General features: G+C 62.0%; 20 protein-coding genes and 4 tRNA genes. 8 read left to right on the forward strand and 16 right to left on the reverse strand.

Annotation, left to right across the window (positions count from 1 at the left end; genetic code table 11):
• Nucleotides 1-144 precede the first annotated feature (144 nt).
• The 7 genes from kdpB to AB5Y80_RS04730 all read right to left on the reverse strand — a co-directional run bounded on the left by kdpB (nt 145) and on the right by AB5Y80_RS04730 (nt 12,682).
• Nucleotides 145-2,202, reverse strand: coding sequence for a potassium-transporting ATPase subunit KdpB (gene kdpB / locus AB5Y80_RS04700; protein WP_368172569.1), 2,058 nt, complete (start codon nt 2,200-2,202; stop codon nt 145-147).
• 55 nt (nt 2,203-2,257) lie between these two features.
• A complete protein-coding gene (gene kdpA, locus AB5Y80_RS04705; RefSeq protein WP_368172570.1) occupies nt 2,258-3,940 on the reverse strand; it encodes a potassium-transporting ATPase subunit KdpA in 1,683 nt (560 codons plus the stop codon).
• A 447-nt stretch (nt 3,941-4,387) separates the two neighbouring features.
• Nucleotides 4,388-5,737, reverse strand: a complete 1,350-nt coding sequence (gene gorA, locus AB5Y80_RS04710; protein WP_368172571.1) for a glutathione-disulfide reductase — start codon at nt 5,735-5,737, stop codon at nt 4,388-4,390.
• A gap of 76 nt (nt 5,738-5,813) precedes the next feature.
• On the reverse strand, nt 5,814-7,772 hold the full coding sequence (locus tag AB5Y80_RS04715) for an ATP-binding protein (protein ID WP_010672308.1): 1,959 nt from the start codon (nt 7,770-7,772) through the stop codon (nt 5,814-5,816).
• Between the two features lie 120 nt (nt 7,773-7,892).
• Nucleotides 7,893-10,973 carry a multidrug efflux RND transporter permease subunit gene (locus AB5Y80_RS04720; RefSeq protein ID WP_039040660.1) on the reverse strand — a complete coding sequence of 1,027 codons (3,081 nt, stop codon included), beginning with the start codon at nt 10,971-10,973 and terminating at the stop codon, nt 7,893-7,895.
• Between the two features lie 15 nt (nt 10,974-10,988).
• Nucleotides 10,989-12,095: an efflux RND transporter periplasmic adaptor subunit gene (locus AB5Y80_RS04725; RefSeq protein WP_039040661.1), complete on the reverse strand. Its 1,107-nt coding sequence runs from the start codon at nt 12,093-12,095 to the stop codon at nt 10,989-10,991.
• The gene (locus AB5Y80_RS04730) at nt 12,092-12,682 is read right to left on the reverse strand and encodes a TetR/AcrR family transcriptional regulator (protein ID WP_042016162.1); all 591 of its coding nucleotides are present in this window, start codon (nt 12,680-12,682) and stop codon (nt 12,092-12,094) included. The genes AB5Y80_RS04725 and AB5Y80_RS04730 overlap by 4 nt, the downstream gene beginning before the upstream one ends.
• A gap of 263 nt (nt 12,683-12,945) precedes the next feature.
• Here AB5Y80_RS04730 and AB5Y80_RS04735 point away from each other — a divergent pair.
• The 5 genes from AB5Y80_RS04735 (at nt 12,946) to AB5Y80_RS04755 (ending at nt 14,025) form a co-directional block, all read left to right on the forward strand.
• Nucleotides 12,946-13,022, forward strand: a tRNA-Arg gene (locus AB5Y80_RS04735).
• A gap of 50 nt (nt 13,023-13,072) precedes the next feature.
• Nucleotides 13,073-13,148: transfer RNA gene (locus AB5Y80_RS04740), tRNA-His, on the forward strand.
• A gap of 20 nt (nt 13,149-13,168) precedes the next feature.
• Nucleotides 13,169-13,254 (forward strand) — tRNA-Leu (locus AB5Y80_RS04745).
• Nucleotides 13,255-13,313: 59 nt separating this feature from the next.
• Nucleotides 13,314-13,390: transfer RNA gene (locus AB5Y80_RS04750), tRNA-Pro, on the forward strand.
• Between the two features lie 170 nt (nt 13,391-13,560).
• A complete protein-coding gene (locus AB5Y80_RS04755) occupies nt 13,561-14,025 on the forward strand; it encodes a ricin-type beta-trefoil lectin domain protein (RefSeq protein WP_368172572.1) in 465 nt (154 codons plus the stop codon).
• A gap of 121 nt (nt 14,026-14,146) precedes the next feature.
• Here the strand turns inward: AB5Y80_RS04755 and AB5Y80_RS04760 are convergent, their stop codons facing one another.
• The 8 genes from AB5Y80_RS04760 to AB5Y80_RS04795 all read right to left on the reverse strand — a co-directional run bounded on the left by AB5Y80_RS04760 (nt 14,147) and on the right by AB5Y80_RS04795 (nt 22,189).
• On the reverse strand, nt 14,147-14,953 hold the full coding sequence (locus AB5Y80_RS04760; protein ID WP_368172573.1) for a Cof-type HAD-IIB family hydrolase: 807 nt from the start codon (nt 14,951-14,953) through the stop codon (nt 14,147-14,149).
• Nucleotides 14,954-15,056: 103 nt separating this feature from the next.
• Nucleotides 15,057-16,097: an alpha/beta fold hydrolase gene (locus AB5Y80_RS04765; RefSeq protein WP_323942214.1), complete on the reverse strand. Its 1,041-nt coding sequence runs from the start codon at nt 16,095-16,097 to the stop codon at nt 15,057-15,059.
• The gene (locus AB5Y80_RS04770; RefSeq protein ID WP_010672316.1) at nt 16,094-16,759 is read right to left on the reverse strand and encodes a CatB-related O-acetyltransferase; all 666 of its coding nucleotides are present in this window, start codon (nt 16,757-16,759) and stop codon (nt 16,094-16,096) included. Before AB5Y80_RS04770 ends, AB5Y80_RS04765 begins: the two co-directional genes overlap by 4 nt.
• Complete coding sequence (gene trmH / locus AB5Y80_RS04775; RefSeq protein WP_010672317.1) at nt 16,759-17,490, reverse strand: tRNA (guanosine(18)-2'-O)-methyltransferase TrmH; 732 nt, start codon at nt 17,488-17,490, stop codon at nt 16,759-16,761. The genes AB5Y80_RS04770 and trmH overlap by 1 nt, the downstream gene beginning before the upstream one ends.
• A gap of 107 nt (nt 17,491-17,597) precedes the next feature.
• On the reverse strand, nt 17,598-19,715 hold the full coding sequence (gene spoT, locus AB5Y80_RS04780; protein WP_039040667.1) for a bifunctional GTP diphosphokinase/guanosine-3',5'-bis pyrophosphate 3'-pyrophosphohydrolase: 2,118 nt from the start codon (nt 19,713-19,715) through the stop codon (nt 17,598-17,600).
• A gap of 135 nt (nt 19,716-19,850) precedes the next feature.
• Nucleotides 19,851-20,126, reverse strand: a complete 276-nt coding sequence (gene rpoZ, locus AB5Y80_RS04785; RefSeq protein ID WP_005307060.1) for a DNA-directed RNA polymerase subunit omega — start codon at nt 20,124-20,126, stop codon at nt 19,851-19,853.
• Nucleotides 20,127-20,205: 79 nt separating this feature from the next.
• Nucleotides 20,206-20,832: a guanylate kinase gene (gene gmk / locus AB5Y80_RS04790; RefSeq protein ID WP_039040668.1), complete on the reverse strand. Its 627-nt coding sequence runs from the start codon at nt 20,830-20,832 to the stop codon at nt 20,206-20,208.
• A 256-nt stretch (nt 20,833-21,088) separates the two neighbouring features.
• Nucleotides 21,089-22,189, reverse strand: a complete 1,101-nt coding sequence (locus AB5Y80_RS04795) for a glycosyltransferase family 9 protein (RefSeq protein WP_368172574.1) — start codon at nt 22,187-22,189, stop codon at nt 21,089-21,091.
• A 138-nt stretch (nt 22,190-22,327) separates the two neighbouring features.
• Between AB5Y80_RS04795 and AB5Y80_RS04800 the strand changes: the two genes are divergently transcribed.
• Nucleotides 22,328-23,041 (forward strand): 3-deoxy-D-manno-octulosonic acid kinase, encoded by a 714-nt coding sequence (locus AB5Y80_RS04800; RefSeq protein WP_010672321.1) that lies wholly within the window; start codon nt 22,328-22,330, stop codon nt 23,039-23,041.
• Between the two features lie 169 nt (nt 23,042-23,210).
• Complete coding sequence (locus AB5Y80_RS04805) at nt 23,211-24,074, forward strand: sensor domain-containing diguanylate cyclase (RefSeq protein ID WP_164884638.1); 864 nt, start codon at nt 23,211-23,213, stop codon at nt 24,072-24,074.
• A gap of 63 nt (nt 24,075-24,137) precedes the next feature.
• Here AB5Y80_RS04805 and AB5Y80_RS04810 read toward each other — a convergent pair whose 3' ends face one another.
• A complete protein-coding gene (locus AB5Y80_RS04810; protein WP_042016171.1) occupies nt 24,138-24,992 on the reverse strand; it encodes a DMT family transporter in 855 nt (284 codons plus the stop codon).
• Nucleotides 24,993-25,034: 42 nt separating this feature from the next.
• Here AB5Y80_RS04810 and AB5Y80_RS04815 point away from each other — a divergent pair, with 42 nt between their 5' ends.
• Nucleotides 25,035-25,505, forward strand: coding sequence for a DUF6314 family protein (locus AB5Y80_RS04815; protein WP_368172584.1), 471 nt, complete (start codon nt 25,035-25,037; stop codon nt 25,503-25,505).
• The last annotated feature ends 86 nt before the right edge of the window (nt 25,506-25,591 follow it).

The following is a 25,591-nucleotide window of genomic DNA, read 5'->3' on the forward strand; positions in this document are numbered from 1 at the left end:
AAATGCGTTGGGTGGATGCGGGTCTGTCCCGCATCCGGTGATGCCGTTACACCAGCCCCAGGCCGGTGATGACCAGGTCGTTCAGCTTGATGCCGATGTATGGGGGCACGATCTGGCCGTGGATACCATGGCGCGGCGCTTTCATCACACTAGCCCCAGGCCGGTGATAACCAGGTCGATCAACTTGATGCCGATGAAGGGCACTATCAGGCCGCCGACGCCGTAGATCAGCAGGTTGCGGCGCAGCAGGCTGGCCGCCGTTCCCTTCAGGCTGACCCCGCGCAGGGCCAGCGGCACCAGCGCGACGATGATCAGGGCGTTGAAGATGATGGCCGACAGGATGGCGCTCTCTGGGCTGCCCAGCTGCATCAGGTTCAGCGCCCCCAGCTGTGGATAGGCGGCGATGAACAGGGCCGGCAGGATGGCGAAGTACTTGGCCACGTCGTTGGCGATGGAGAAGGTGGTCAGGGCGCCACGGGTCACCAGCAGCTGCTTGCCCACCAGCACCACGTCCAGCAGCTTGGTGGGGTTGGAGTCGAGATCTACCAGGTTGCCCGCCTCCTTGGCGGCCTGAGTCCCCTCGTTCATGGCCAGCCCCACGTCGGCCTGGGCCAGCGCCGGGGCGTCGTTGGCGCCGTCCCCGCACATGGCGACCAGCCGGCCGTCGGCCTGCTCCTGACGGATGTAGGCCAGCTTCTTCTCCGGCGTCGCCTCGGCGATGAAGTCATCTACCCCGGCTTCGGCGGCGATGGCGGCGGCGGTCAGCGGATTGTCACCGGTGATCATCACGGTGCGGATCCCCATGTGGCGCAGGGTCTGGAAGCGTGCCTTGATGCCCGGCTTGATGATGTCCTTGAGGAACACTACCCCCAGCAGCTTCTCGTGGGTGCAGACCAGCAGCGGGGTACCGCCCTGGCGGGCAATGTTGTCCACCGATTTGAGGATGAGCTCCGGCACCGCCTTGCGATCGAGGGAGAGGTAGCGCAGCACAGCGTCCACCGCCCCCTTGCGATAGTGATGGCCGTTGCGATCCAGCCCGCTCAGCCGGGTCTCGGCGCTGAAGGGGATGAGGATGTCGCTCTCCAGCTGGCTCGGTCTGGTGTGGCTCTTGCCCGCCAGGGTCAGGATGGATTTGCCCTCCGGCGTGTTGTCACCGAGCGAGGCCAGCATGGCGGCCTGGGCCAGCAGGGAGGGGTCCACGCCGGGGGCCGGGATCAGCTCGTCCGCCATCCGGTTGCCGAAGGTGATGGTGCCGGTCTTGTCCAGCAGCAGGGTGCGCACGTCGCCGGCGGCTTCCACCGCCCGGCCCGACTTGGCGATCACGTTGAGCTTCACCAGCCGGTCCATGCCGGCGATGCCGATGGCGGAGAGCAGGCCGCCGATGGTGGTCGGGATCAGGGTGATGAACAGCGCCAGCAGATAGAGCCGGGGCACCTGGGTGCCGTTGTAGTCGAGGAACCAGGGCAGGGTGGCCACCACCAGCAGGAAGATCAGGGTCAGCCCCACCAGCAGGGCGTCCAGCGCCATCTCGTTGGGGGTCTTCTGCCGCTTGGCCCCTTCCACCAGGGCAATCATGCGATCCAGCGTACTTTCGCCCGGGTTGTTGCTGATGTGCACCCAGATCTGGTCGGAAACGACGGTGGTGTTGCCGGTCACGCCGCTGCGATCGGTGCCCGACTCGCGGATGACGGGGGCGGATTCGCCGGTGATGGCCGCCTCGTTGACCGAGGCGATGCCGGCGACCACTTCGCCGTCGGCCGGGATCATCTCGCCGCTGCGCACCAGCACCAGATCGCCCTTGAGCAGGCTGGTGGCCGGTACCCACTCGCCCTTGTCATCCTGCGGGCTGGTGACTCGACGTGCCTTGAGCTGGCTCATGCCGGCCTTCAGGCTGTCGGCCCGCGCCTTGCCGCGCCCCTCGGCCAGGGTTTCGGCGAAGTTGGCAAACCAGAGGGTGAGCCAGAGCCAGGCGGTCAGCTGCCAGGCCAGCGAAGGGGCGACGCCGGAGAGCGGTTGCCCCAGCAGCGACTCCAGGGTCGCCATCACGGCCGCCAGCCAGAGGGTGAACAGGATGGGGCTGCCAAACAGCGCCCTCGGGTTGAAGCGATAGAGGGCTTCCACCATGGCCTGCAGGATCTGTGATTTCTGTTTCTTGCCCTTCACCTTAATGGTGTCGGTGCTCATTGAAGCGGACTTGCTCATTGGAAAGCTCCCTGCATCGAATAGTTGGTCACGCAGATCAATCGGGTGTGCAGCATCAGAAAGCACCTCCCAGCAGGCTCAGGTGTTCCGCCACCGGGCCCAACGCCAGCACCGGCAGGAAGGAGAGACCCCCCATCAGCAGCACGGTGACGATCAGCAGGGTGATGAAGAGCGGGCCGCTGACGGGGAAGTCCCCCTCGCTTCGCTCCTGACGCGGGGCGCGGGCCAGCTGGCCGGCGATGGCCAGCACGGGGATGATGTAGCCGAAGCGGCCGAGCAGCATGGCCAGCCCGATGGCGATGCACTGCCAGCTGTCGGCGGCGGCAAAGCCGGCGAAGGCGGAGCCGTTGTTGCCGGCGGCCGAGGCGTAGGCATAGATGAGGCGTGACAGGCCGTGGGGGCCATCGTGACCGATGACGGTGGCGGAGTTCGGCATCAGCAGGGTAATGCCGCCGATCACCAATACCCCGACCGGCATCACCAGCATGCTGGCGACCACCCACTTCATCTCGGTGATGCCGAGCCGTTTGCCCAGATAGGTGGGGGTGCGCCCCACCATCAGGCCGCACAGGAACACGGTCAGCAGCACGAACAGCATCATGCCGTAGATGCCGGCACCGACGCCGCCGAACACCACTTCACCCAGCAGCATGTTGATCATGCCGACCATGCCGGCGAGGGGGGTGAAGCTGTCGTGCATGGCGTTGACCGAGCCGTTGGAGGCGGCGGTGGTGGCCACTTCCCAGATGCTGGACAGTACGGGGCCGAAGCGACTCTCCTTGCCTTCCCAGTTGCCGGCTTCGCTGGTGAGGTGGGCGAGGGCGGGATCCGGTTTCAGCTCCTGGCCGATGGCGAGGCAGAGCCCCAGCACCAGCATGATGGTCATGGCGATGAGGATGGCGCGGCTGTGGGCCAGATCCTTCACGTAACGGCCCAGGGTGCAGACCATGGCGGCGGCCAGGGTCAGCAGGGCGACCATTTCCAGCCAGTTGGAGAGGGCGGTCGGGTTCTCGAACGGATGGGCCGAGTTGATGCCGAAGAAGCCGCCGCCGTTGGAGCCGAGCTGCTTGATGGCGATCTGGGAGGCGGCCGGGCCGAGCGGCAGCAGCTGCTCCTGACCTTCCAGGGCGTGGAACGGCAGGTAGGCCGACAGGCTCTGGGGCACCCCCTGCCATACCAGCAGCAGCGCCAGGATCAGCGCCATCGGCAGCAGCACGTAGAGGCAGAAGCGCACCAGATCCTGCCAGAAGTTGCCAAGGTGGGTGGTCTGCTGGCGGGCGATGCCGCGAAACAGGGCGATGGCGACGGCGGCGCCGGTGGCGGCGGAGACGAAGTTCTGGGTGGTGAGCCCCACCATCTGGCTGAAGTAGGAGAGGCTGGCTTCGCCGGAGTAGGCCTGCCAGTTGGTGTTGGTCATGAAGCTGACCGCGGTGTTGAAGGCGAGTTGCCAGTTCAGCCCTGGCAGCTGCTGCGGGTTGAGGGGCAGCAGACCCTGCGCCAGCAGGATCAGGAACAGCAGGCCGAAGCCGGCGCCGTTGAAGGCCAGCAGGCTGAGGGCGTAGGACTTCCAGTCCTGCTCGCGCCCGTCCGTGCCGCAGCAGGCCAGGGTGGCGCGCTCAAGCGGGGCCAGCCAGCGACTCTTGCCTTCAAACACCCGATACAGGTAGTTGCCAAGCAGAGGCGCCGGCAGCAGCACCAGCAGCACGAACGCGACGGGATAGATGATCTCTTGCCACATATCCGGTTCCTCACTCATGAGTGCGCGCGAGGGCGCGCAGCAGATAGCCCGCGAGGGCGAGGACCAGCAGCAGATATAGCCAATTCATAACGACTCCGTTGAGGTAATTAGCGTCAGGGATCGATGTATATCCGTGTCGATCCCATAGGTCTCATTGACGCTGAAAGGGTATGTAGAACGGGCGTAAAGGCGCCATAAAGCCCGATTTGGCTGGCGTAAAATCGGCGTAAAGAAGGCAGGTTTTGTTGGCTGGTGGACGGGCAAGGCACAAAAAACCCGGCCTGGGCCGGGTTTGGTAGCAAGTGGTGGAAGCTGACCCGATGGTGATGAGGTCAGCTTCAACCCCGCTTATCGCATGGTCACAAACTCTTCCGCGCTGGTCGGATGGTGAGTGGAAACACAGTTGTAGAAGCTGGTCTGATAATGACAGGCCAGCTTCAACCCCGCTTATCGCATGGTCACAAACTCTTCCGCACTGGTTGGATGAATGGCAACGCAGTTGTCGAAGTCCGCCTTGGTGGCACCCATCTTCATGGCGACGCCGAAGCCTTGCAGGATCTCGTCCATGGCGAAGCCGATGCCGTGCAGGCCGACCACCTTCTCTTGCGGCCCGACGCAGACCAGTTTCATCCGGGTAGGCTGGCGATGCTGGGTCAGCGCTGAGTACATGGCGGTGAACTGGCTGCGGTAGACCTTGACCTGATCTTCACCGTATTCGGCAACGGCTTCCGGCTCGGTCAGTCCTATGGTGCCGATGGGCGGGTGGCTGAACACCACGGTCGGCACCAGATCGTAATTGAGGTGCTCGTTCGGCTTGTTGTTGAACAGCCGCTCGGAGAGGCGGCGGCCCGCCGCGACGGCCACCGGGGTGAGCTGGATGCGGCCGGTGTTGTCACCGACGGCATAGACGTTGGCGACGGCGGTGTTCTGGAACTTGTCGGTCGGGATAAAGCCCTGCTCGTCCAACTCGATGCCGGCGGCAGCCAGATTGAGGTTGTCGGTGGCCGGGACGCGGCCGATGGCCCAGATCAGGCAGTCGACGGTGAGGTGGCGGCCATCTTCCAGCTGCAGGGTCAGGCTCTCATCGGCGTTCTTGACCACCGCTTTCGGAATGGCGTGGGTGTGCAGCTTGGGCCCTTCCTGCGCCATGATCTCCACCAGGGTCTCGTGGATCATGGGGTCGAAGTTGCGCAGCGGCGCATGCTTGCGCACCACCAAGTGGGTCTCGGAGCCAAGTGCCTGCATCACGCCAGCGATCTCCACGGCGATATAGCCGGCACCCACCACGGCAACCCGCTTGGGCTGGCTCTGCAGGTCGAAGAAACCGTCGGAGTCGATACCCAGTTCGGCGCCCGGAATGGTCGGGACCTCGGGGCGGCCGCCGGTGGCAATCAGGATGTGATCGGCGCTGTAGTGCTCGCCGTTCACCTCGACGGTATGGCTGTCGACGAAGCGGGCGAAGCCCTTGATGACGGTGATCTGGTTCTTGCCCAGCACGTTCTGGTAGGACTGGTGAATACGCCCGATATAGGCCTGACGGGATTCGACCAGCTTGGCCCAGCTGAAGTGGTTGAGCGTGGTGTCGAAGCCGTAGTCGGCGCCATATTTCAGGGCATCGGCGATCTGGCCTGCATACCACATGGCCTTCTTCGGTACGCAGCCGACGTTGACGCAGGTGCCACCCAGCTCTTTGGCTTCGATCAGGGCGACTTTCTTGCCGTACATGGCTGCCCGGTTGGCCGAGGCGATGCCGCCGCTGCCGCCACCGATGGCGATGTAGTCAAAATGCTGTGCCATTGCGAGGTTCTCCGCTCGTTAAGAATGCAGTCACAGCATGATGGGGACAAAGCGGCCGGCCCACAAGAGCCGGTGCTCAGTTCTGCTGGATGGGCAGGCGAATGTGGAACTGGGCGCCCTGGCCCGGTTCGCTGGCGCAGTGGATGCGGCCGCGCAGCAGCTGGACCACCAGGTTGTAGATGATGTGAGTGCCGAGCCCGCTGCCACCCTGGCCCCGCTTGGAGGTGACGAAGGGATCGAAGATGCGCGGCAATATCTCCGGGGGGATGCCGCGACCGTTGTCACTGTAGTCGATGACCAGCTCGTCTCCCTGCTGCGCCACCTGAATGGTGATCTTTCTGGGCCTGTCCCAGCCATCGAAACCGTGATGGATGGAGTTGAGGATCAGGTTGGAATAGATCTGGGTGAAGCTGCCCGGGAAGGAGTAGATGCTCAGCTTGGGATCGCACTGGATGTCCACCTCGCACTGGGCCTTCTTGAGCTTGTAGCCGAGGGAGACCACCACCTGATGCAGGTTGTCGGCGAGGCTGAAGTTGTAGCGGGCCTCGGAGGACTGATCGACCGCTACCTGCTTGAAGCTGGCGATGAGTTCGGAGGCGCGTCTCAGGTTACCTTGCAGCAGTTGCATCGACTCGTCGAGATTCTGGGTGAATTCGTTGAGGTAGGTGCGGGAGAGCTGCTTGGCCTCGATATGCTGCTTGAAGTCGGCCACCCGCTCCTGCAGGTAGGAGGAGGCGGTGACGCTGATGCCGATGGGGGTGTTGATCTCGTGGGCCACGCCGGCAACAAGGGAACCGAGGGAGGCCATTTTCTCCGACTCCACCAGGGTCTGCTGGGCCTGCTTGAGATCGTCATAGGCCTTGCCCAGCTGGTCGTTGGCATCGCTCAGGCTGCGGGTGCGTTCCGCCACCTTGCCTTCCAGCTGCTCGTTGAACAGGGTGATCTCCCGCTCGACCTTTTTGAGGGGGGTGATGTCATAGCCAAAGCCGATCAGGTACTTGAGGTTGGGCCCCTCGTAGAAGGGAGCGAAGGTCCACTGCAGTACCAGCTCGTTGCCCTGCTGGTCGTGCATGGTGATCTCCCTGTCCTCCAGAGCGCCCTGATCGGCCAGGGTGGCGGCCAGCTCGTCACGCTGCTCCTTGCTGACGAAGAGATCCAGCCAGTTGTGCTGCAACAGCTCCTGGTGGTGATAGCCGGTGAGCAGGATGGCCGCCGGGTTGATGCTGGCGATGTTGAGATCCGGCTCCATGCAGCAGATGACCATGTTGGCGGAGTTGATCAGGGTGGCGGAGAAGTCCCGCTCCTGCTGGAGCTGATCGGCGGCCTGATGGCGGGCCGTGAACTCGTCGTTCAGCCGGGTGCGCATCTGGTTGAGGGTGGCGGCCAGGGTATCGAATTCGTCAGGGGACTTGCGGGGCAGGGGCCGACCTTCCAGGGTCAGCTCCACCGCGAGGCGATCCAGGCTCAGTTTCTGGGCATAGCTGACGATGCGGTTGATGTGACGGATCACCAGATAGTAAATGATGACCAGGATGCAGAACGAGACGACCAGGGTCTTGATGGTCTGGCTGACCAGGATCAGCACGGATTTCTCGATGAGGCGCTGGTAGACCTGCTCCAGGGAGGCGGCGACGAAAAGCTTGCCGACCACTTCCCCCTGATAGCTCAGGGTGAACTCGCGGGAGATGTCGTATTGGGGCTGCTCCACCCCCTGGGTGAGCAGGGGCACTTCCGAATTGCCCAGCATCTCCTTGACCATGACGAACTGCATGTTGGGCAGGTTCATGATGCCCTCGATCTGCACCTTCACCTGCTCTTCATCCAGATTCCAGAGACTGGCCGAGATGGGTTGCAGGAAGGAGGCCTCGATCTGGCCGATGCTGGCCTCGATGACGGTCACATCCTTGTTGTAGTCCCAGGCGAGCTGAAGCACGGTGATGAGCAGTGCCAGCACCGTACTGCAGATCAGAATGTAGGAAAGCAGACGATAAGAGAGTCCGTTAAGGCCGACGGCCTTGGAGAAGATTCCTGACATGGCGTCCTTGCGGTCTGGATTGAGTGCGGTTTAGTTTAACTGCTTCATGGACTTATGTCGTGTGTCATCCAATGGATAAAAATAAGGCCCCTTTCGGGGCCTTTTTTGTGTGGGCTGGGATCAGTGACCGCCCTTGGCTTTTGCCGGGATGGATTCGTCGAATTCCGGCAGTGGCTTGTGTTCGGATGCCAGGAAGGTGTAGATGACTGGCAGCACGAACAGGGTGAACAGGGTGCCGATGGCCAGACCCGCCACGATGACGATGCCGATGCTGAAGCGCTGTGCCGCCCCCGCACCCGAGGCATAGAGCAGCGGGATAAGGCCTGCGATCATCGCCGCGGTGGTCATCAGGATGGGGCGCAGACGGACCTTGGCAGCCTGCATCACGGCTTGCATCCGGTTCAGACCATGGAGCAGCTGCTCCTCCTTCGCCACCTCGCAGATCAGAATACCGTGCTTGGTAATCAGACCGACGAGGGTGATGAGACCGACCTGGGAGTAGATGTTCATGGTGGCCATGCCCCACGCCAGGGCGATCAGCGCGCCACTGATGGCCAGCGGCACCGACACCATGATGACCAGCGGGTCACGCACGGATTCGAACTGGATCGCCAGCACCAGGAAGATGATGGCCAGGGCCAGGGCGAAGGTGGCGTAGAGCGCATTCCCTTCGGTCACGAACTGGCGGGCTTCACCCATGAAGTCGTAACGATAGCCTTGGGGCAGCTTCTCTTCCGCGGTCGCCTTGAACCAGTTGATCGCATCCCCCATGGCCACGCCCGGTGCCGGTACGGCGCCGATGGTGGCGGAGTTCAGCTGGTTGAAGTGGGGCAGGGCACGGGGCTCTCCCTTCACTTCAATCTTGATCAGGCTGCCCAGCGGGATCGACTTGCCGTCGGCGGCACGCACGTAGTAGCCCTTGATGGACTCGGGGTTGAGACGGAACTTGCGCTCCACCTGCGGGATCACCTCGTAGGAGCGGCCATCCAGGTCGATACGGTTGACGTAACCGTCCGCCATCATGGTGCCCATGGTGATGCCGATGTCCTGCATGGTGATGCCGTAGGCACCCGCCTTGTCCTTGTCGATGCTGATCTTCATGGTGGCCGAGTCGTAGTTCAGATCGAGATCCGAATAGACGAACTGGCCGTTGGCCTGGGTTGCCGCCAGCATCTCACCCGCGATCAGGAACAGGCTCTCGAAGCTGTTCGGGGTGGTGATGACGAACTGGATGGGCAGACCGCTCGACGCCCCCGGCAGTTCCGGGAACTGGAAGGTGGTGATGGCCATCCCGGGGATGTCCTTCACCAGACCGGCAACCCGATCCAGCACCTCTTTCTGGCTCGCTTCACGCTGGCTCCATGGCACCATGGAGGCGATACCGAACGCCTGATTGGAGTTGAACACCCCTGAGAAGACCTGGGAGTAAGCGATCTCCGGCTGGTCGTCCAGGACTTTGTTCACGTCCGCCATGGTGTTTTCGATGTAGTCCAGGTTGGCGTTGGAAGGTGCCGTCCCCAGCACCGCCATGACGCCTTTGTCCTCGGACGGGGCCAGCTCGCTCGGAATGAACTTGAACAGCAGCGGCAGGCTGGCGAACACGATGACGGCAAACAGGATGACCACGATGCGCTTTTGCATCACGGCATGGAGCATGGCGTCGTAGCGGGCCGTCATCCGGTCCAGCAGATCGTGCACGGTACGCTCGAACTTGCCGGGCTCCTCGTTGGCCCTGAGCATCTTGGCGCACATCATGGGCGACAGGGTCAGGGCGATGATGCCCGAGACGAACACGGCGCCCGCCAGGGTCAGCGCGAACTCCTTGAACAGGGAGCCGGTGATGCCCCCCATCAGGGCGATGGGCGCATACACCGCCGCCAGGGTGACCGTCATGGCGATGACGGGCACGGCGATCTCCCGGGTACCTATGATGGCGGCCCGGAACGGCTCTTCCCCTTCCTTGATGTGACGATCGACGTTCTCCAGCACCACGATGGCGTCATCCACCACCAGACCGATGGCCAGCACCATCGCCAGCAGGGTCATGAGGTTTATGGAGAAGCCGAACATGTCCATCATCATCACCACGCCGATGAGGCTCAGGGGAATGGTGATGATGGGGATGATGACCGCCCGGAACGAACCGAGGAACAGGGTGATCACCACCAGTACGATGGCGGCCGCCTCCAGTATGGTCTTGATGACCTCGTGGATGGATTCGTTGATGGCGATGGTGGAGTCATACAGGACGTTCACCTGCATGGTGCTCGGCATGTTGCGCTTCAGGCTCGGCAGCAGCTCCAGCACATCGTGGGCGATGTTGATGGGGTTGGCTGTCGGGGCTGCGTTGATGGCCAGAACCACGGCCTCGCGGCCGTTGGCGCTGGCGCGATAGATGTCGTGGCTCTTCTCCAGGGAGACCTTGGCGATGTCGGAGAGACGGATCACCTTGCTGTCGCGGGTGGCGACCACCAGACGCTTGAGCTCTTCGATGTTGCCGACCTGGGTCTCGGCGTTGCCGTTGAACAGGGTGAAATAGCCGGTGGCCTGGCCGGTCGCGGACTGATAGTTGTTGCTGTTGAGCACCGTCATCACGTCGCTTGAGGTCAGGTCAAAGGCGGCCATCTTGGCCGGATCCAGCCACACCCGCAGGGCGAATTCGACCCCGCCATACAGATCCACCTTGGAGACCCCGCCCACGGTAAACAGCTGGGGCTTGATGACCCGCTCCAGGTAGTCGGTGATCTGGCTGGAATTGAGCTCCGGGCTGGTGAAGCCCATGTAGAGCACCGCCGTGGTGGAGCCGGTGGAGGAGGTGACCGAAGGGTCTTCCGCCTCTTTGGGCAACTGGGAACGCACCGAGTTGACCTTGGCCAGGATGTCGGACAGTGCGGCGTTCGGATCGGTGTTGAGCTTCATGTACGCCGTCACCGTGGAACTGCCCAGCTGGCTCGAGGAGGTCATGAAGTCGATGTTGTCGGCCTGGGCGACCGCCTGCTCCAGGGGCTGGGTGATGAAACCCTGGATCAGATCCGCACTGGCGCCATAGTAGCTGGTGTTGACCGTGATGACGGTATTGATCACCTCGGGGTATTCACGCACCTGCATCTTGAAGATGGCCTGGAAGCCCAGCAGGGCTATCAGGAAGCTGAGCGAGATCGCCAGCACAGGCCGTTTTATGAATATGTCAGTAAATCGCATCGCAGCTCTCCGCGCTTACAGCATCGGGGTTTGTGCCGGAACGGCAAGGGCATCGTTCTCGACCACGTGCACCTTGGTATCGTTGCTCAGGCGAACCTGACCCGACAGCACGATTTGATCGCCAGCCTTGATGCCGGACAGCACATGGACATCGTTGCCGCGACGCTCACCTGCCTTGACCACCACCTGCTTGGCGCGTTTCACGCCGTCAGCCTCGTGAATGACGTAGACGTTCTCGCCATAGAGGGTGAAGGAGATGGCGGACTGCGGGATCACGATCTGGTCTTTCACCGTGGGCAGTATGATGCTGGCGCGGGCGAACATGCCGGAACGGAGCTGGCCGTCGTTGTTCGGAATGTCTGCCTGCACCTGGATCAGGCCGCTCTGATAGTTGACCGCGGGCTCGATGGCTGTGATCTGGCCGTCAAACTGGGTCTGGGGATAGGCATCCACGTTGATCTTGATGGTCTGTCCCAGGGTGATTTTGGAGATGTCGGTCTGGGGCACGGTGAAGCGCAGGCGCATCACGCTGGTGTCTTCGAGGCGCACAATCTGGGTACCCGGTTCCAGATACTGGCCGAGGAAGACGTTGCGCAGGCCCACGGCGCCGCTGAAGGGGGCTCGCACCTCACGACGGGCGATGGTGGCCTTCAGACTGTCGATGTCCGCCTCCAGGGAGCGGTAGCTTGCCTCGGCATCATCCAGCTGATCCCGGGAGATGGAGTTCTTCTGATAGAGGTTCTTGTAGCGCTCGAACTTGGCCCTGGCTGCCGGCAGCCTGGCCTGGGAAGAATTCAGATTGGCTTTTTCCACACTGGAGTCCAGGCTCAGCAGCAGTTGATCCGCTTTGACATGTGCCCCCGATTCGAACCGGATGCTGTCGATGGTGCCTGATAGCTCGCTGGAGAGGGTGACCCCCTGGTTCGGCTCGATGAAGCCGATGGCTTCAATGGTGGGGACCCAGTCCTGCGCCTTGGTGACCATGGCGGTGACCGGGAACTCGGGCTCGGGCCGATTGGCCATGAACTCTGCAATCTTCTTCTGCTTGAACATATTGAAGCCGATGACACTGCCAAACAGGGCGAGTGCTATCAGCAACATGATGGCCATCCACTTTTTCATGAACAGGCTCCTGTGATGGAAACATTAGGGTTTAAAATGGCATTCCAGCTGGCCCGGATGACCGTCTCCAGCTGTTCCTGCGTCAATTCGAAATCGTGAACCCGGCGCTGCTGTGCCAGGTTGGCCACGCAATCCAGACTCAATGCTTGCAACACCAGAATGGGGAGATCGATGAAGAGTCCCTGTTGGCGTCCTTGCTCAAAGAAGCGCTCAAGTGGCGCCCACGTCGCCATTATGACCGGATCCCGCTCCAATTCAGCCCCCAATGGAGAACTTTCGTACTGCAATTTGCACTTGAGTGCATTGGGGTAGCTGGTGAAGATGGCATCGATGTTGAGCCAGAGGCGTCGATACTGCTCATAGGACACCTCTTCTATCTGCACACCTTCCATGACCAGGGGATGAAACTTGAGGATAGTGTGCTGATAGAGCTGGCGGATCAGGTCATCCTTGTCGCTGAAATAGCGATAGATGGTACCTGCCGCCACCTTGGCTTTCTTGGCGACCACGGCAATGGAAAGGCCGTAGAAGCCCTGCTCGCCGAGGATCTCGTGAGCTGCTTCGAAAATGCGTTCTTTCTTATCCATGGTTATCAGAGGTCAACGACTGAATGAACGTTCATTCATTCTAGGTGGGCGCAAAGGCAAGTCAAGCATTGCCCATCATCTTTGACCCTATGGGGTGAGGGATTCAAAAAGTAGTGGGGAATTGCTGGATCCAGCCTGAACAAAACAAAAATAGTTGAAAAGGGTCGGAAGTGATTGAAAAACAGGCACTTGATTCTTTGTGTCAAAAAAAGAGTAGACAAGGTCGGCATCATCATCAATAATGCGCCCCGTTCGACAGCGTAGCGCCCGTAGCTCAGCTGGATAGAGCGCTGCCCTCCGGAGGCAGAGGTCACAGGTTCGAATCCTGTCGGGCGCACCATCAAAAGTGCGCCGGTTAAACGGGCGTGTTGAAGAACGAAAACAGCTGTGGTGGCTGTAGCTCAGTTGGTAGAGTCCCGGATTGTGATTCCGGTTGTCGTGGGTTCGAGCCCCATCAGCCACCCCATTTTACAGCTTGTCAGGTACGCGAAGGTGGCGGAATTGGTAGACGCGCTAGCTTCAGGTGTTAGTGCCCCCCGGGTGTGAGGGTTCGAGTCCCTCTCTTCGCACCATACTTGCTGTATGACGAGGATGACCAGATGGTCATCTTTGTGTTTTTGAAATACCCCCTCGGTGATTAGCGCAGCCCGGTAGCGCATCTGGTTTGGGACCAGAGGGTCAAAGGTTCGAATCCTTTATCACCGACCACATTTGAAAACCCCGCTCAGGCGGGGTTTTTGCTTTTTGGCATTTCTCTTCCGCTTTTTCCTGTCACGTCTTTTTACACTTCTTCAGGCGCCTGTTCGCCACGAGTTCGGTATGCTGGGCCCGGAGCCGCGAGACAGGGGACGCTCGGGCACGGACCAGATACAAGGCCTATGCATCACCATATCACTTCTCTTCAACTCTCCGTGCTGGCCATGGCCGCACTGCTGCTGGGTGGCTGCGCCCTGCAGCCAAAACCGGAAGATCTTCTGATGGGCGCCGCCCCCAAGCCAAAGGCCGAACTCGAGGCCACCTTGGTGACCAGTGGTGGCTTCTGCGTGACCCTGAGCGAGCAGGGCCGTCTGCTGACTCAGCCCTGCGATCAGCAATCGAACCAGTCATTCAGCTGGGATGTCGGTGCCCTGCAACTGGCCGGGGATTGCCTGGTCGCCAAAGGGGAGGATGGTCTGGGGATGGAGGCGTGCCGGGAGGAGAGCCATCAATGGCTGTGGCAGGGGGATCGTCTGTTCAATCGGCAGGTGTCACTGTGCCTGGATGTGGCGGGTCGCCGTCACAAGCCGGCCGTCCCCCTGCGCCTCGCCGAATGCTATGGCGGCGCCAACCAGAGCTTTGAGTAGACGCCATCCGGCACGCTGTTGAACCGTCTGGTGCGCCCAGCTCTGGCGTGGTGACAAGAGAGCGAGAAACAAAAAGGGTGGCCACATGGGCCACCCTTTTTCGATCCGCGATGGGGATGCCTTATCTGCGGGTCTGGGGGGCGAACAGTTTCTCCAGATAGACAGCAACGCCATCTTCATCGGAAGTGAGGGTCTGTTCGTGCTCTGGCAGGGCCTGTTTGAGGCGATCGTGGGCGTTGCCCATGACCACGCCACGGCCCACCATGCTCAGCATCTCGAAGTCGTTCATGCCATCGCCAAAGGCCACGGCCTGGGACATCTCCAGCCCGTGCTGCTCCAGCACGGCGCGCACGGCATTGCCCTTGTGCACGCCGGCGTGCATCACCTCGAGGCAGTCAGGCAGGGAGAAGGTGACGTTGATCCGATCACCATATTTCTGGTTGAGGTGCGCCTCTATCTTCAGCAGCTTGTCGTGGTCGCCGATGTAGAACACTTTGTTGACCCTGTCCTTCGGGTGGTTGGCCAGATCCGCCAGGCGGTAGCTGAAGCCGGAGTCGTGATGGAACTGCAGCAACCAGGGCAGCTCTTCTTCCACCAGCCACTCGTCGCCGTAGTAGACGTTGATGTGGATGGACGGGTCGCGTTCCATGGCGATCAGCTCGGCCGCCACCGTGCTCGGCAGCGCCTGGTTGTAGACCAGCTGATCCTGCTTGTCGTGTACCACGGCGCCGTTGGAGGTAATGAGGTAGATATCCAGCCCCAGTGCATCGCGGATGCTGCGCACATCCACATGGTGACGGCCGGTGGCGACCACGAATTTGACGCCCTGATCGACCAGACGGTGCAGGGTATCCCGGGTGCGGGAGGAGATCTGGTGCTGCCCGTTGAGCAGGGTACCATCGAGATCGGACACAACTACCTTGAACATCATTACCTCGACTTCAATTGAACGCCGGGGGAGTGTACCCCAGCGTCTGCCGTCACCCCATTTATTTAGGGATCCAAAAAATAACCAGCCCCTTCTGGTCGCGTCAGTAGCGCGCAAAGAAGGCCAGGGTTGCATTGAGCGCGACCTGACGCTGGGGATCCGCCTCGATGAAGAGCTCGTGCCAGGCCCCGTCGATGCGCAGCGGCTTGCCCCCTTCACATTGGGCCTTGGCGCAGAAGGCCTCCTGGGCGGCGTTGTCCACCACGCTGTCCTCGCCGGCCTGCAGCAGCAGCAGCGGCGTCTTGATGGCGCCGGCGTCGGCTACGGCCGCGTCCGATCCTGTGATGGCCTGATGGATCCAGTGGGCGGTGGCGCCCCCCAGCCTGACCTGGGGATGCTGCTCGTAGATCTGGCGGAAGGCCTGATAACGCGCCGTGCTGTGGGTCAGCTCGTTGTCGGCAAAGCCGTGATCCTCATAGGGTCCCTGACCCGGGCCGTAGGGGGGCTCGCCCACCCAGCCACCGACCGTGCCGATGGTGGCCGCCAACCCCTTGGCCAGCCACTTGGGCAGGCCGCCGAGGTTGATGCCCATCATGGGGGAGGAGAGCACCGCCGCCTGGATGTCGTTCGGCCAGCGTTCCAGATAGCGGGCCGAGATGGCCCCCCCCATGGAGTGGGCCAGCAGGAACAGCTTGGCGGGTTGGTCCTGGGCGATCACTTCGTCATGAAACTGTTTGAGATCGGCGACATAGTCGTCGAACTGGTCGACATACCCCTTCTCTTTGTCGGCCAGCATGCGGTCTGACATTCCCTGGCCGCGATGATCGATGAGGTAGAGGCTGTAACCCTGGCGCCAGAGATCCCAGGCCAGCTCCTGATACTTGAGGTAGCTCTCGACCCGGCCGTTGACGATGAGGATGGCGCGATCGATCTTGGGCTGGCGCAGGGCGGCATAGCGGAGGGTGACCCCGTCCTTGCCCTTGAACTCCCCCTCGACGGCATGCTGGCGCCAGAAGTCGGGCAGGGCCTGCTGATAGAGGGCGGGGACGTCGGCTTCAGTGGTCAGCTGGTAAGGATTGCTCACGGCAAGGGCTCCGGCAGAAAACAGGGTCAGGGCCAGCAGGGAAAGGGAGGCAGGTTTCATCGGGCAAGCTCCTCGCGCCAGTGGTGGTAGAGCGCAGTGATATCGTTCGAGCAGAGCAGGGGCATGGCGGCTTGCAGGCGGGGCAGCGGCCAGTCCCACCACTGCATGGCTTGCAGCATGGCGACCTGCTCCTCGTCAAAGCGGGGGCGGATCGGCCTGACCGGGTTGCCGCCCACTATGGTGTAGGGGGCCACATCCCGGGTGACCACGGCCCGGGTGGCAATGACGGCGCCATCGCCGATGGTGATGCCGGGCATGATCATGGCTTCCGAGCCGATCCAGACATCGTTGCCGATCCGGGTGTCTCCCTTGCGCAGAAAACCGTCCTGCACGCCGTCACCGAAGCGGGCAGCATCGAAGGGGAATGTGGAAACCCAGTCCATCCGGTGACCCTGGTTGCCCGCCAGCATGAAGGTGGCGCCGGAGGCGATGGAGCAGAACTTGCCGATGATCAGACGGTCAACTTCCTTACCCCACTGGCCACTGTCCCAGGACTCCCGCGTCGAGCCATCGCCGAGCAGGTAGCGCACGCAATGATCCTCGAACGGCTTACCGTGGTAGTAACCGGAGTAATAGCTGTACTCCCCGGCCTCGATATTGGGGTTGGTCAGATGATCCCGTATGACCTGGGATTCCAGCCAGCTGCCGAACGGATTTTCCATCACTGATCCTGCCATTCATCTTCTTCCTGTTGTGCGGCCCATCCTTTGCGCGTCAGCTGCATCTGCTGCCACCAGCGTTCGTCCGCCATGATCTCGCCGGCCGGACCGAGCTGGGGGTAGGGCATCTCTTTCTCCTTGCAGAGCTGGGCATAGACGGGATAGCCCCCCTCGAACAAGATGGTGTTCTGTTCTTCGGGTGTGAGTGGGCAGCCGCGCTGATAACAGCCGGCCAGTTCGCGCTGGCGCTGGGCCTCGTAGAGGATGGCGGCGGCGGCCACCGAGACGTTGAGGGACTGCACCATGCCCACCATGGGGATGACGATATGGTGATCGGCCAGGGCCAGCGCCTCTTCGCCGATGCCGTGCTTCTCCTGGCCCACCAGGATGGCGGTGGGTCTGGTGTAGTCGATGGCGCGAAAGTCCACGGAGCTGTCGGAGAGGTGGGTCGCCAGGATCTGCATGCCGGAAGCCTTGAGTTCGGTCACGGCACTGCCGATGTCCGGGTGCAGCTTCACGTCCACCCAGTTCTGGCTGCCGCGGGCGGTGCCCTTGCGCTTGTGGATCCAGCTCTTGGGCCAGACCGCGTGCACCCGGTGGATGCCGATGGCATCGGCGGTGCGCACGATGGCGGCCAGGTTGTGAGGTTTATGAACCTCTTCCATGCAGACGGTCAGGTCGAGCTGGCGCTGGGCCAGCATGTCGGAAATGCGTTTGAAGCGTTCAGGAGTCATGTCGGTTTCTATGTCGTGAGGCCGGTGTATGCAACAAGGCTGGTGGCCTGCGGCATGGGGCCCTGGGTATCTCTTGAAAAGCAGCAGGCGGCTTGCGCCGCCTGTGTTCAGTTTTTCTGTCGGCTCACCCTGAGCACGTTGGGCATGACCCGGATCTTGCGCATGATGTTGGCGAGGTGGATCCGGCTCTTGGTGGTGATGAGCAGGGTGACCACATAGACCCGGCCATCCTTCTCCTCGGTGCTGATGGCGTGGATGTTGGCGCCGGTGGCGGCAATCACGTTGGCCAGCTCCGCCAGGGCGCCCTGGTGGTTGACGATCTCGATGCTGATGCCGGTGCGGAATTCCTGCTCCTGCTCCTTGTCCACCTCCCACTGCACCGGCAGGTATTTGTCCGGTTCGCGGCTGTAGCCCTTGATGTTGCGGCAGGACTCTTGGTGGATCACCAGTCCTTTGCCCGGGCTGATGTGGGCGATGATGGCGTCCCCCGGGATGGGGCGGCAGCAGTTGGCGAAGGTGACCAGCATGCCGTCGGCGCCCTTGATCGGCATCTTTTTGCTGGTGGATTTGGGTTGCTCTTCCGGCGGCAGCTCATCCCCGAGCATGCGGCGGGCCACCATGACGCTCATGGCGTTGCCAAGGCCCACGTCGGCCAGCAGCCCCTGCAGGTTCTCGTGTTTGGTATCGGCCAGCACCTGCTTGACGCGGGCTTCCGGGATGTCTTCGATGTTCTTGGCGCCGAGGGCATGGTTGAGCAGGCGGCGGCCCAGCACCACGGACTCTTCGGTGCGCAGGTTCTTGAGGAACTGACGTATCTTGGAGCGTGCCTTGGTGGTCACCACGAAGTTGAGCCAGGCCGCGTTCGGGCGGGCGCCGGGGGCCGTGATGATCTCCACCGTCTGACCGGAGTGCAGCGGGCTGCTCAGCGGATAGGGGTGGCGGTCGACCCGGGAACCGACGCAGGCGTGACCGATGTCGGTGTGCACCGTGTAGGCGAAGTCCACCGGGGTGGCGCCGGCGGGCAGCTCCATGATGCGGCCCTCCGGTGTGAAGACGTAGATCTCGTCGGGGAAGAGGTCGGTCTTGACCCCCTCGATGAACTCGAAGGAGCTGCCGGCGCTCTGTTGCAGCTCCAGCAGGCTCTGCATCCAGCGCTGGGCGCGGATCTGGGCCGTGGTGCCCGAGCTGTCCCCATCCTGCTTGTAGGCCCAGTGGGCGGCGACGCCCTTGTCGGCCATCTGGTCCATGAACTCGGTGCGGATCTGCACCTCCACCGGTACCCCGTGGGGCCCCACCAGGGAGGTGTGCAGGGACTGGTAGCCGTTGGTCTTGGGGATGGCGATGTAATCCTTGAAGCGACCGGGGCGCGGCTTGTAGAGGCTGTGCATCTGCCCAAGCACCCGGTAGCAGGTGTCTATGTCTTTCACTCTCACTCTGAAAGCATAGATATCCATCACTTCGTGGAATTGCAGTTCTTTCTTCTCCATCTTGTTGTAGATGGAGAACAGGTTCTTCTCGCGTCCGCTCACCTGGGCATCGATGCCGGCTTCCCGCAGACGCCCCTCAATCTCGCTCTGGATGGAGTCGATGATCTCACGCCGGTTGCCACGGGCGCGGCGTACCGATTCCCGCAGTACCCGGGAGCGCATGGGGTAGAGCGCCTCGAAGCCGAGCTCTTCCAGCTCGTTCTTCATGGTGTGAATACCGAGGCGGTTGGCGATGGGGGCGAAAATCTCGAGGGTTTCCCGTGCGATGCGGCGGCGCTTGTCCGGCCGCAAAGATCCCAAGGTGCGCATGTTGTGGGTGCGGTCGGCCAGCTTGATCAGGATGACCCGGATGTCCTGGGTCATGGCCATCATCATCTTGCGGAAGTTCTCGACCTGGGCTTCCTTGCGATCGCGGAACTTCAGCTTGTCGAGCTTGGAGACACCGGAGACCAGCTCGGCGACGGCGTTGCCAAACTGCTCGGCAAGATCGTCCTTGGTGACAGGGGTATCTTCGATGACGTCGTGCAGCACGGCAGCCATCAGGGTCTCATGATCGAGGCGCATGTCGCCCAGGATGCGGGCCACGGCAACGGGATGAGTGATGTAGGGTTCACCACTGGAACGCATCTGTCCCTGGTGAGCATCACGGGCTACCACATAGGCTTGCCTGAGCTTCTCAACCTGCTCGGGTGGCAGGTAGGAACTGGCTATTTCTTTAAGATTTTCAAATAAATACAAGACAGTCCCCGCAGCGGTTAAACGGCAATCCGTGAAATTGAGGGTATGCCCTCGAGTTTGCGAGGTTTTCGAGCGGTTGTAAATGGGGAGAACAGCCGGCACCCGGGCGGGCGCCGACTATGGGAGGCGACTGACTTAGCCGCGACCTTCTGCGATGGCAGCAACGGCAGCCAGCTCGGCGGCTTCCTGCTCTTGCTGCTCGTAGCGGTCCTGAGTATCCATCACCTGGTTGTTGACCAGACCCAGTTCGATCTCGCGCAGGGCGATCACGGTCGGCTTGTCGTTCTCTTCGTCGACCAGGGGATCCTTGCCTTGTACCGCGATTTGACGAGCGCGGCGCGCGGCGACCAGCACCAGGTCAAAACGGTTACCTACCTGTTTTACAGCATCTTCTACAGTAACGCGGGCCATGCGGGACTCCAGTGTTTGGGCTTTCTGTGATTGAAAAAGCGGTGTTTAAAAATGACGCAAAAGTTTACTTGTTTTTGGCTTACTCTGCCAGTAGCTGTTTCAGCAAGTTTTGCTGGGCCTGCTGTTGCTGACGCATTTCCAGGCGCTGGCACTCGATGACGGCCCTGAGCTGGAACAGTGCCAGCTCAAAGTCTTCATTGATGATGACATAGTCATACTCGTCATAGTGCACCATTTCGGCAATGGCTTTCTCCATCCGGCCCTTGATCACCTCGGCGCTGTCCTGGCCGCGGCCGATCAGGCGGCGCTCCAGCTCCTCGCGGCTGGGAGGCAGGATGAAGATGGACTTGGTCGGCATCTGTTCGCGGATCTGGCGGGCGCCCTGCCAGTCGATGTCGAGGAAGACGTCGATGCCCTGCGCCAGGCAGGCCTCGATGGCGGCGCGGGAAGTGCCGTAGTAGTTGCCGAAGACTTCTGCCCACTCGAGAAAGTCACCGCGCTCGATCAGCGCCTTGAACTCTTCCACCTTGACGAAGTGGTAGTGCACCCCGTGCTCTTCACCGGGACGGGTGGCGCGGGTGGTATGGGAGACCGACAGCTGCATCTTGCCGGCGGCGTTGTGCTGGGTCAGCAAGGCATTGAGCAGACTGGACTTACCGGCCCCGCTCGGGGAAGAGATGATGTAGAGAGTGCCTTGTTGCGCCATGTCTGTACCTTTAAGCGATGATCCGCGCTTTGGTTGTAGCAGAGGCCGCCGTCTTGTGCCCGATAAGGGAGACGGTTGCTCGCAATGCGCGGAGGAATCAGAGTCAGGAGGATGTAAAGGCGGCGAATGTTAGCAGATGGGGGCGGATAAAAAAACGGCCGGAATCATATTCCAGCCGATCAAAATATCCGTAGCTTGCTGTGCGGGCGTTACCCGCATAGAGGGCCATTCTGCCCACGGAGCCGGGGCCGGGCCATCAGATTATCCCTGCGCCAGGGCTCGGAATTTCCGAGTTGCCCTGGGTCGGTAGAAGATGCTTGTCGGTACAGAGGCGGTCGAAGGCGGCGATGACCCGCTCGCGGCTTATCTTGGCCATGGCGTCCGGATCCTTGAGGCGGGTGCGCCAGCCGAGCTCGGCCAGCGGCTTGCCGGTCTCCTGCTCAATCAGTTCCTGATAGACGCTGACCAGATAATCCCGGCACAGATAGGGGCCGGTACGCTCCGGGTTGTGGTGGGCGTAGAGGCCGATCACGGGTGTTCCCACCAGGGTGGCCATGTGGGCAGGGCCGGTATCCGGGGCCAGCACCAGGCTCGCCTCGCCAATCAGCGCCAGCAATTGCTTGAGGCTGGTCTGCCCCACCAAATCTGCCGGCTTGCTCTGGCTGAGGCGCTGGATCTCGGCGGCGAGATCCCGCTCCAGCCTGGCCGGTCCGCCGCACAGATAGACCTGAAAGCCCTTGTCTACGGCGTGATCCGCCAGCGCGGCGTAGCCGGCGGCAGTCCAATTCTTGAATGCCTTGCTGGCAGCGGCGCAGATGAGCAGGGTCGGCTTGCCGCCAATTATCTCCTTCGCCCAGGCCTGGTGCTCGGCGCTGATGGGCAGTTGCCAGTCCGGGGTCAGATCCTTTATCCCGAGCTCTTTGGCGAAGGCGAGAAAGCCGTCCAGCACGTGGGGGGAGGTGGGTGAGGGGACCCGATGGTTGGTGAACAGCCACTGACCGTCGCTGGCGCGCTCCCGATCAAACCCGAGTTTGACCTTGGCCTTGATGCCGAGGGTGGCGATGCTGGCGCGCATGGCGGCCTGCAGGTGGAGCAGGGCATCGAACCTGCGCCCCTTGAGGGTCTGCCAGAGATCGCGATAGCCGCGCCACCCCTTGCTCTTGTCGAAGGGAATGACCTCGACCCCCGGCAGATCGGCGAACAGGGTCGCCTCAATCTTGCCGGTGATCCAGGTGATGTGGGTCTGGGGCCACTCCCGCTGGATGACGCGTACCAGCGCCAGCGCGTGGCAGCAATCTCCGATGGCGGAGAGCCGCAGGATGCAGATGGAGGAGGGCGGCGTTTGGAACAGCGGCATGATGTGGCGCAACGATGGCAAAATGGATGGATGGCATTATGCAAACTCCCCTGTGGATTGTAAAATTGCGCCGGTTGCCCGACCGGCACGGCTTTCTGAATGGATGCCCTGCACCCACTATCGACCGGAATTCTCATCATGCTGACACACACCACCCACAACCAGGTCTGCTGGTATGCCGACGGAGTCTTCCGCGATCCTTCCCCTGCCTTGTTCGATCCTGTCTGGTGGCAGACCCATCGCCAGGTGGTGGGTTCTTCCATCGGCCGCGGGGTGACCTGGTTCGTGAAGGATGAATCCCGCCACTTGGTGCTGCGTCACTACTACCGTGGCGGCATGGTGGGCAAGCTGGTGCGTGACCGGTTCTGGTTTGAAGGGGTGGAGAGCAGCCGGGCCATGGCTGAATATCGTCTGCTGGCGACCCTGAGTGAACAGGGGCTGCCGGTGCCGCGCCCCTTTGCGGCCCGCATGGTCAAGCAGGGGCCCTTCTATCGGGCCGACATCCTGATCGAACGCATTCGCGGCGCCAAGGATCTGGTGGCCCTGCTCAAGCAGGGGCCGATCGCCGGTGAGGTGTGGCACAAGATAGGCAAAACGGTGCGCCAGTTGCACGATGCAGGGGTCTATCATGCGGATCTCAACAGCCACAACCTGCTGCTCGACAAGGAGGGCAAGGTGTGGGTGATCGACTTCGACAAAGGAGCCATCCGCTCCCCCGGCAACTGGCAGCAGGCCAACCTGGAGCGGTTGCTGCGCTCCTTCAACAAGGAGTCGCAATTGCACACCAGCTTCCACTTCGTGCCGGAGAACTGGCAGGCGCTGATGGCAGGCTATCAGGGCAAGGTGGCGTGACGTCGAGCTTCACTTCGTATCTGGAGGCTGGCAAGCCCTGATGGCGGACCACCAGAGGCGAGAGGTGCGAGGCCAGCGATGCTGGCGCGGTTGCTCGGCGCCAGCACCAATGTTACTTATTGAGTGTGATTGCTTGGACAGATATTCAGATCCGGTTTCGAGGCGCGTGATGGAAAGGTATGAGACTCCCGGGGTTGAGGTCACCACTCCCCTTGAGGTGACGCTGATGGCACAGGCCATGGCGATGTTGGAGGCCGGGATCTGGACCTGGTCGGCCGGGCTGGGTCTGAGGCGGGACCCTTCCTGTCTGCAACTGCTGGGTCTGGAGGGGGGCGAGCTGGGGGATCTCGGCTGGCTGGATCGGGTACATCCGGATGATGCTCCCCGTCTGGCAGAGGCCCTGGAGGCCTGTCAGCAAGGGCGCAGCAACGGGCTTCGACTCGAGTACCGCATCCTGCACCATCAGGGCCATTACATCCGGCTGGAGGAGCGGGTCCGTCGCGACGAAGGGGGTCAACTGCTGGGGGTGGTTCGCCATCTGGATGCCGCCATGGCGCCCCTGGAGGATCGCCACGACACGGATCCCCTCACCGGCCTCGAGAGCCGCAGCCACTTCGAGCTGTTGCTGGATGAACGGCTGGCCAGCGAGAGCGGCAGTTTCTGTCTGCTGCAGTTCAGCGTGGATCACCGCAGCAAGATCCTGCAGTTGTTCGGGGAGGCGGCCTGCGACGCCATGCTGGCCAAGCTGGCCCGCATCGTGCGCCGCGAGCTGCGTCGGGAAGATCCCTTCGCCCGTTGGGACGAAGACGGCTTCATTCTGATGCTCTCCCAGACCGATCGGTTGAGCGGCCTGGAGATTGCCGAGCGGCTGCGGCTCGAGATCGCCGACGCCAGCCTGCTGCCCCAGCGTCCGGTGACCGTGAGCATCGGCCTGGTGCAGAGCCAGAGTGCCGAGCAGCTCGATCACCTGCTGGCCCGGTTGGCCTCCTGCCACGGTCAGGCGAAGCGGGAACACAACGCCGTGGTCGGCTGACGGCCAGTCACTGTCCGCGAACCCATTGACGCCGATGGACCCATCAGCGTCAATGGTTTTCAGTCAGCGCTCACTGACCTGCTGACGCTGGCAGACCCAGAGAGAAGCCAGCATCAGCAGGGCGCCCAGACCGAGCCTGAGCAGGTCGGTATCCTTTCCCCAGAGCACCAGATTGACCAGCAGACCCGCGGGGATCAAGGCGTTGTTCATGATGGCCAGCACGCCGCTGCTGACCAGGGTCGCCCCCTTGTTCCACAGGAAGTAGCCGAGCCCGGATGCCCCGACCCCCAGCCAGAAGAGGATGCCCCATTGCAGGGGGCTGGTGGGATATTGAGGTTTGCCCAGCAGCCACCAGGCGGGCAGGGCGATCACCAGGGCGCCCAGATAGAAGCAGCCGAACACCGCCAGCTGGGGCGGCTGCTCAGCCTCCCGGGCCAGCAGCACCTTGTAGCCTACCTGGCCCAGGGCGAAGCAGACGTTGGCGCCCTGCACCACCAGGAATCCCAGTACATAGCTTTCGGTCAGGCCGTCGAAACGGATGACGGCCGCCCCCAGCACCGCCAGCAGGGCCCCCCACAGATAGACAGGCTTGAAGCGCCCTTCCAGCAGGTCGTGGATCAGGGTGACATAGATGGGGGTGAAGATGGTGAATACCAGCACTTCCGGTACCGTCAAGAGCAGGAAGGAGTGGTAGTAGAAGAGATACATGATGCCGAGCTGGATGGCACCGAGGGCCATCAGCTTGGCCACCAGGTCGGGCCGCAGCCAGCGGCGGCGCAGGAAGGGCAGGAACACCAGGCTGGCGAGCACGATGCGGGTCAGTACCGAGAAGTAGGCATCCACCTGACCGGCAAGGTAGACCCCGATCAGGCTGAAGGAGAAGGACCAGAGCAGGGTAACCCCTATCAAGTAGTTCATGTGATTGAATTGTCGTCAGTTGTCAATTTGGAGGGCGCTATGATGGCCGAGTTGGAAGGCGCGATCCAGCGTTTATGGGAAGGGTTGTCACAGATCGGAGCATTTGCCTTCGAGGCGAGCAACGGGGTCGGATCCGCCACCGACTGGTGCGGTCGCGGGGAGGGTGCCGTGGTGGTGACCGATCACCATGGGGGGTGGCTGTATGCCGAGACGGGTCGCTACATCACGCCCCATGGCCGGGAGCTGACCATGCACAACCGCTTCTGGTGGCAGCGCACCGCACGGGGGATCATGCTCTCCCACCTGCGCTACGAGCAGCCGGTGATGCTGTTCGAGCTGTTGCCCAGGGGGGACGGGCACTGGGTCACGGCCGAGCCTCACCTGTGCGGGCAGGATCACTACAGCGCCGAGCTGACCGAAACCGGCGGGGGCTTCCTGCTCGCCTGGCAGATAACGGGGCCGCGCAAGAACGAGCGATTGAGTTATCGCTACGGACCAGAGGCGCAGAGATAAAAAAACCGGCGCAGGGCGCCGGTAGAGGGGACAAATCGGAGGTTTTGTTAAAACGGTCCCAAAAACAGGAGAGATACACTCTCGTC

The organism is Aeromonas sp. R2-1, assembly GCF_040908425.1.
GTDB classification, from domain to species: domain Bacteria; phylum Pseudomonadota; class Gammaproteobacteria; order Enterobacterales; family Aeromonadaceae; genus Aeromonas; species Aeromonas caviae.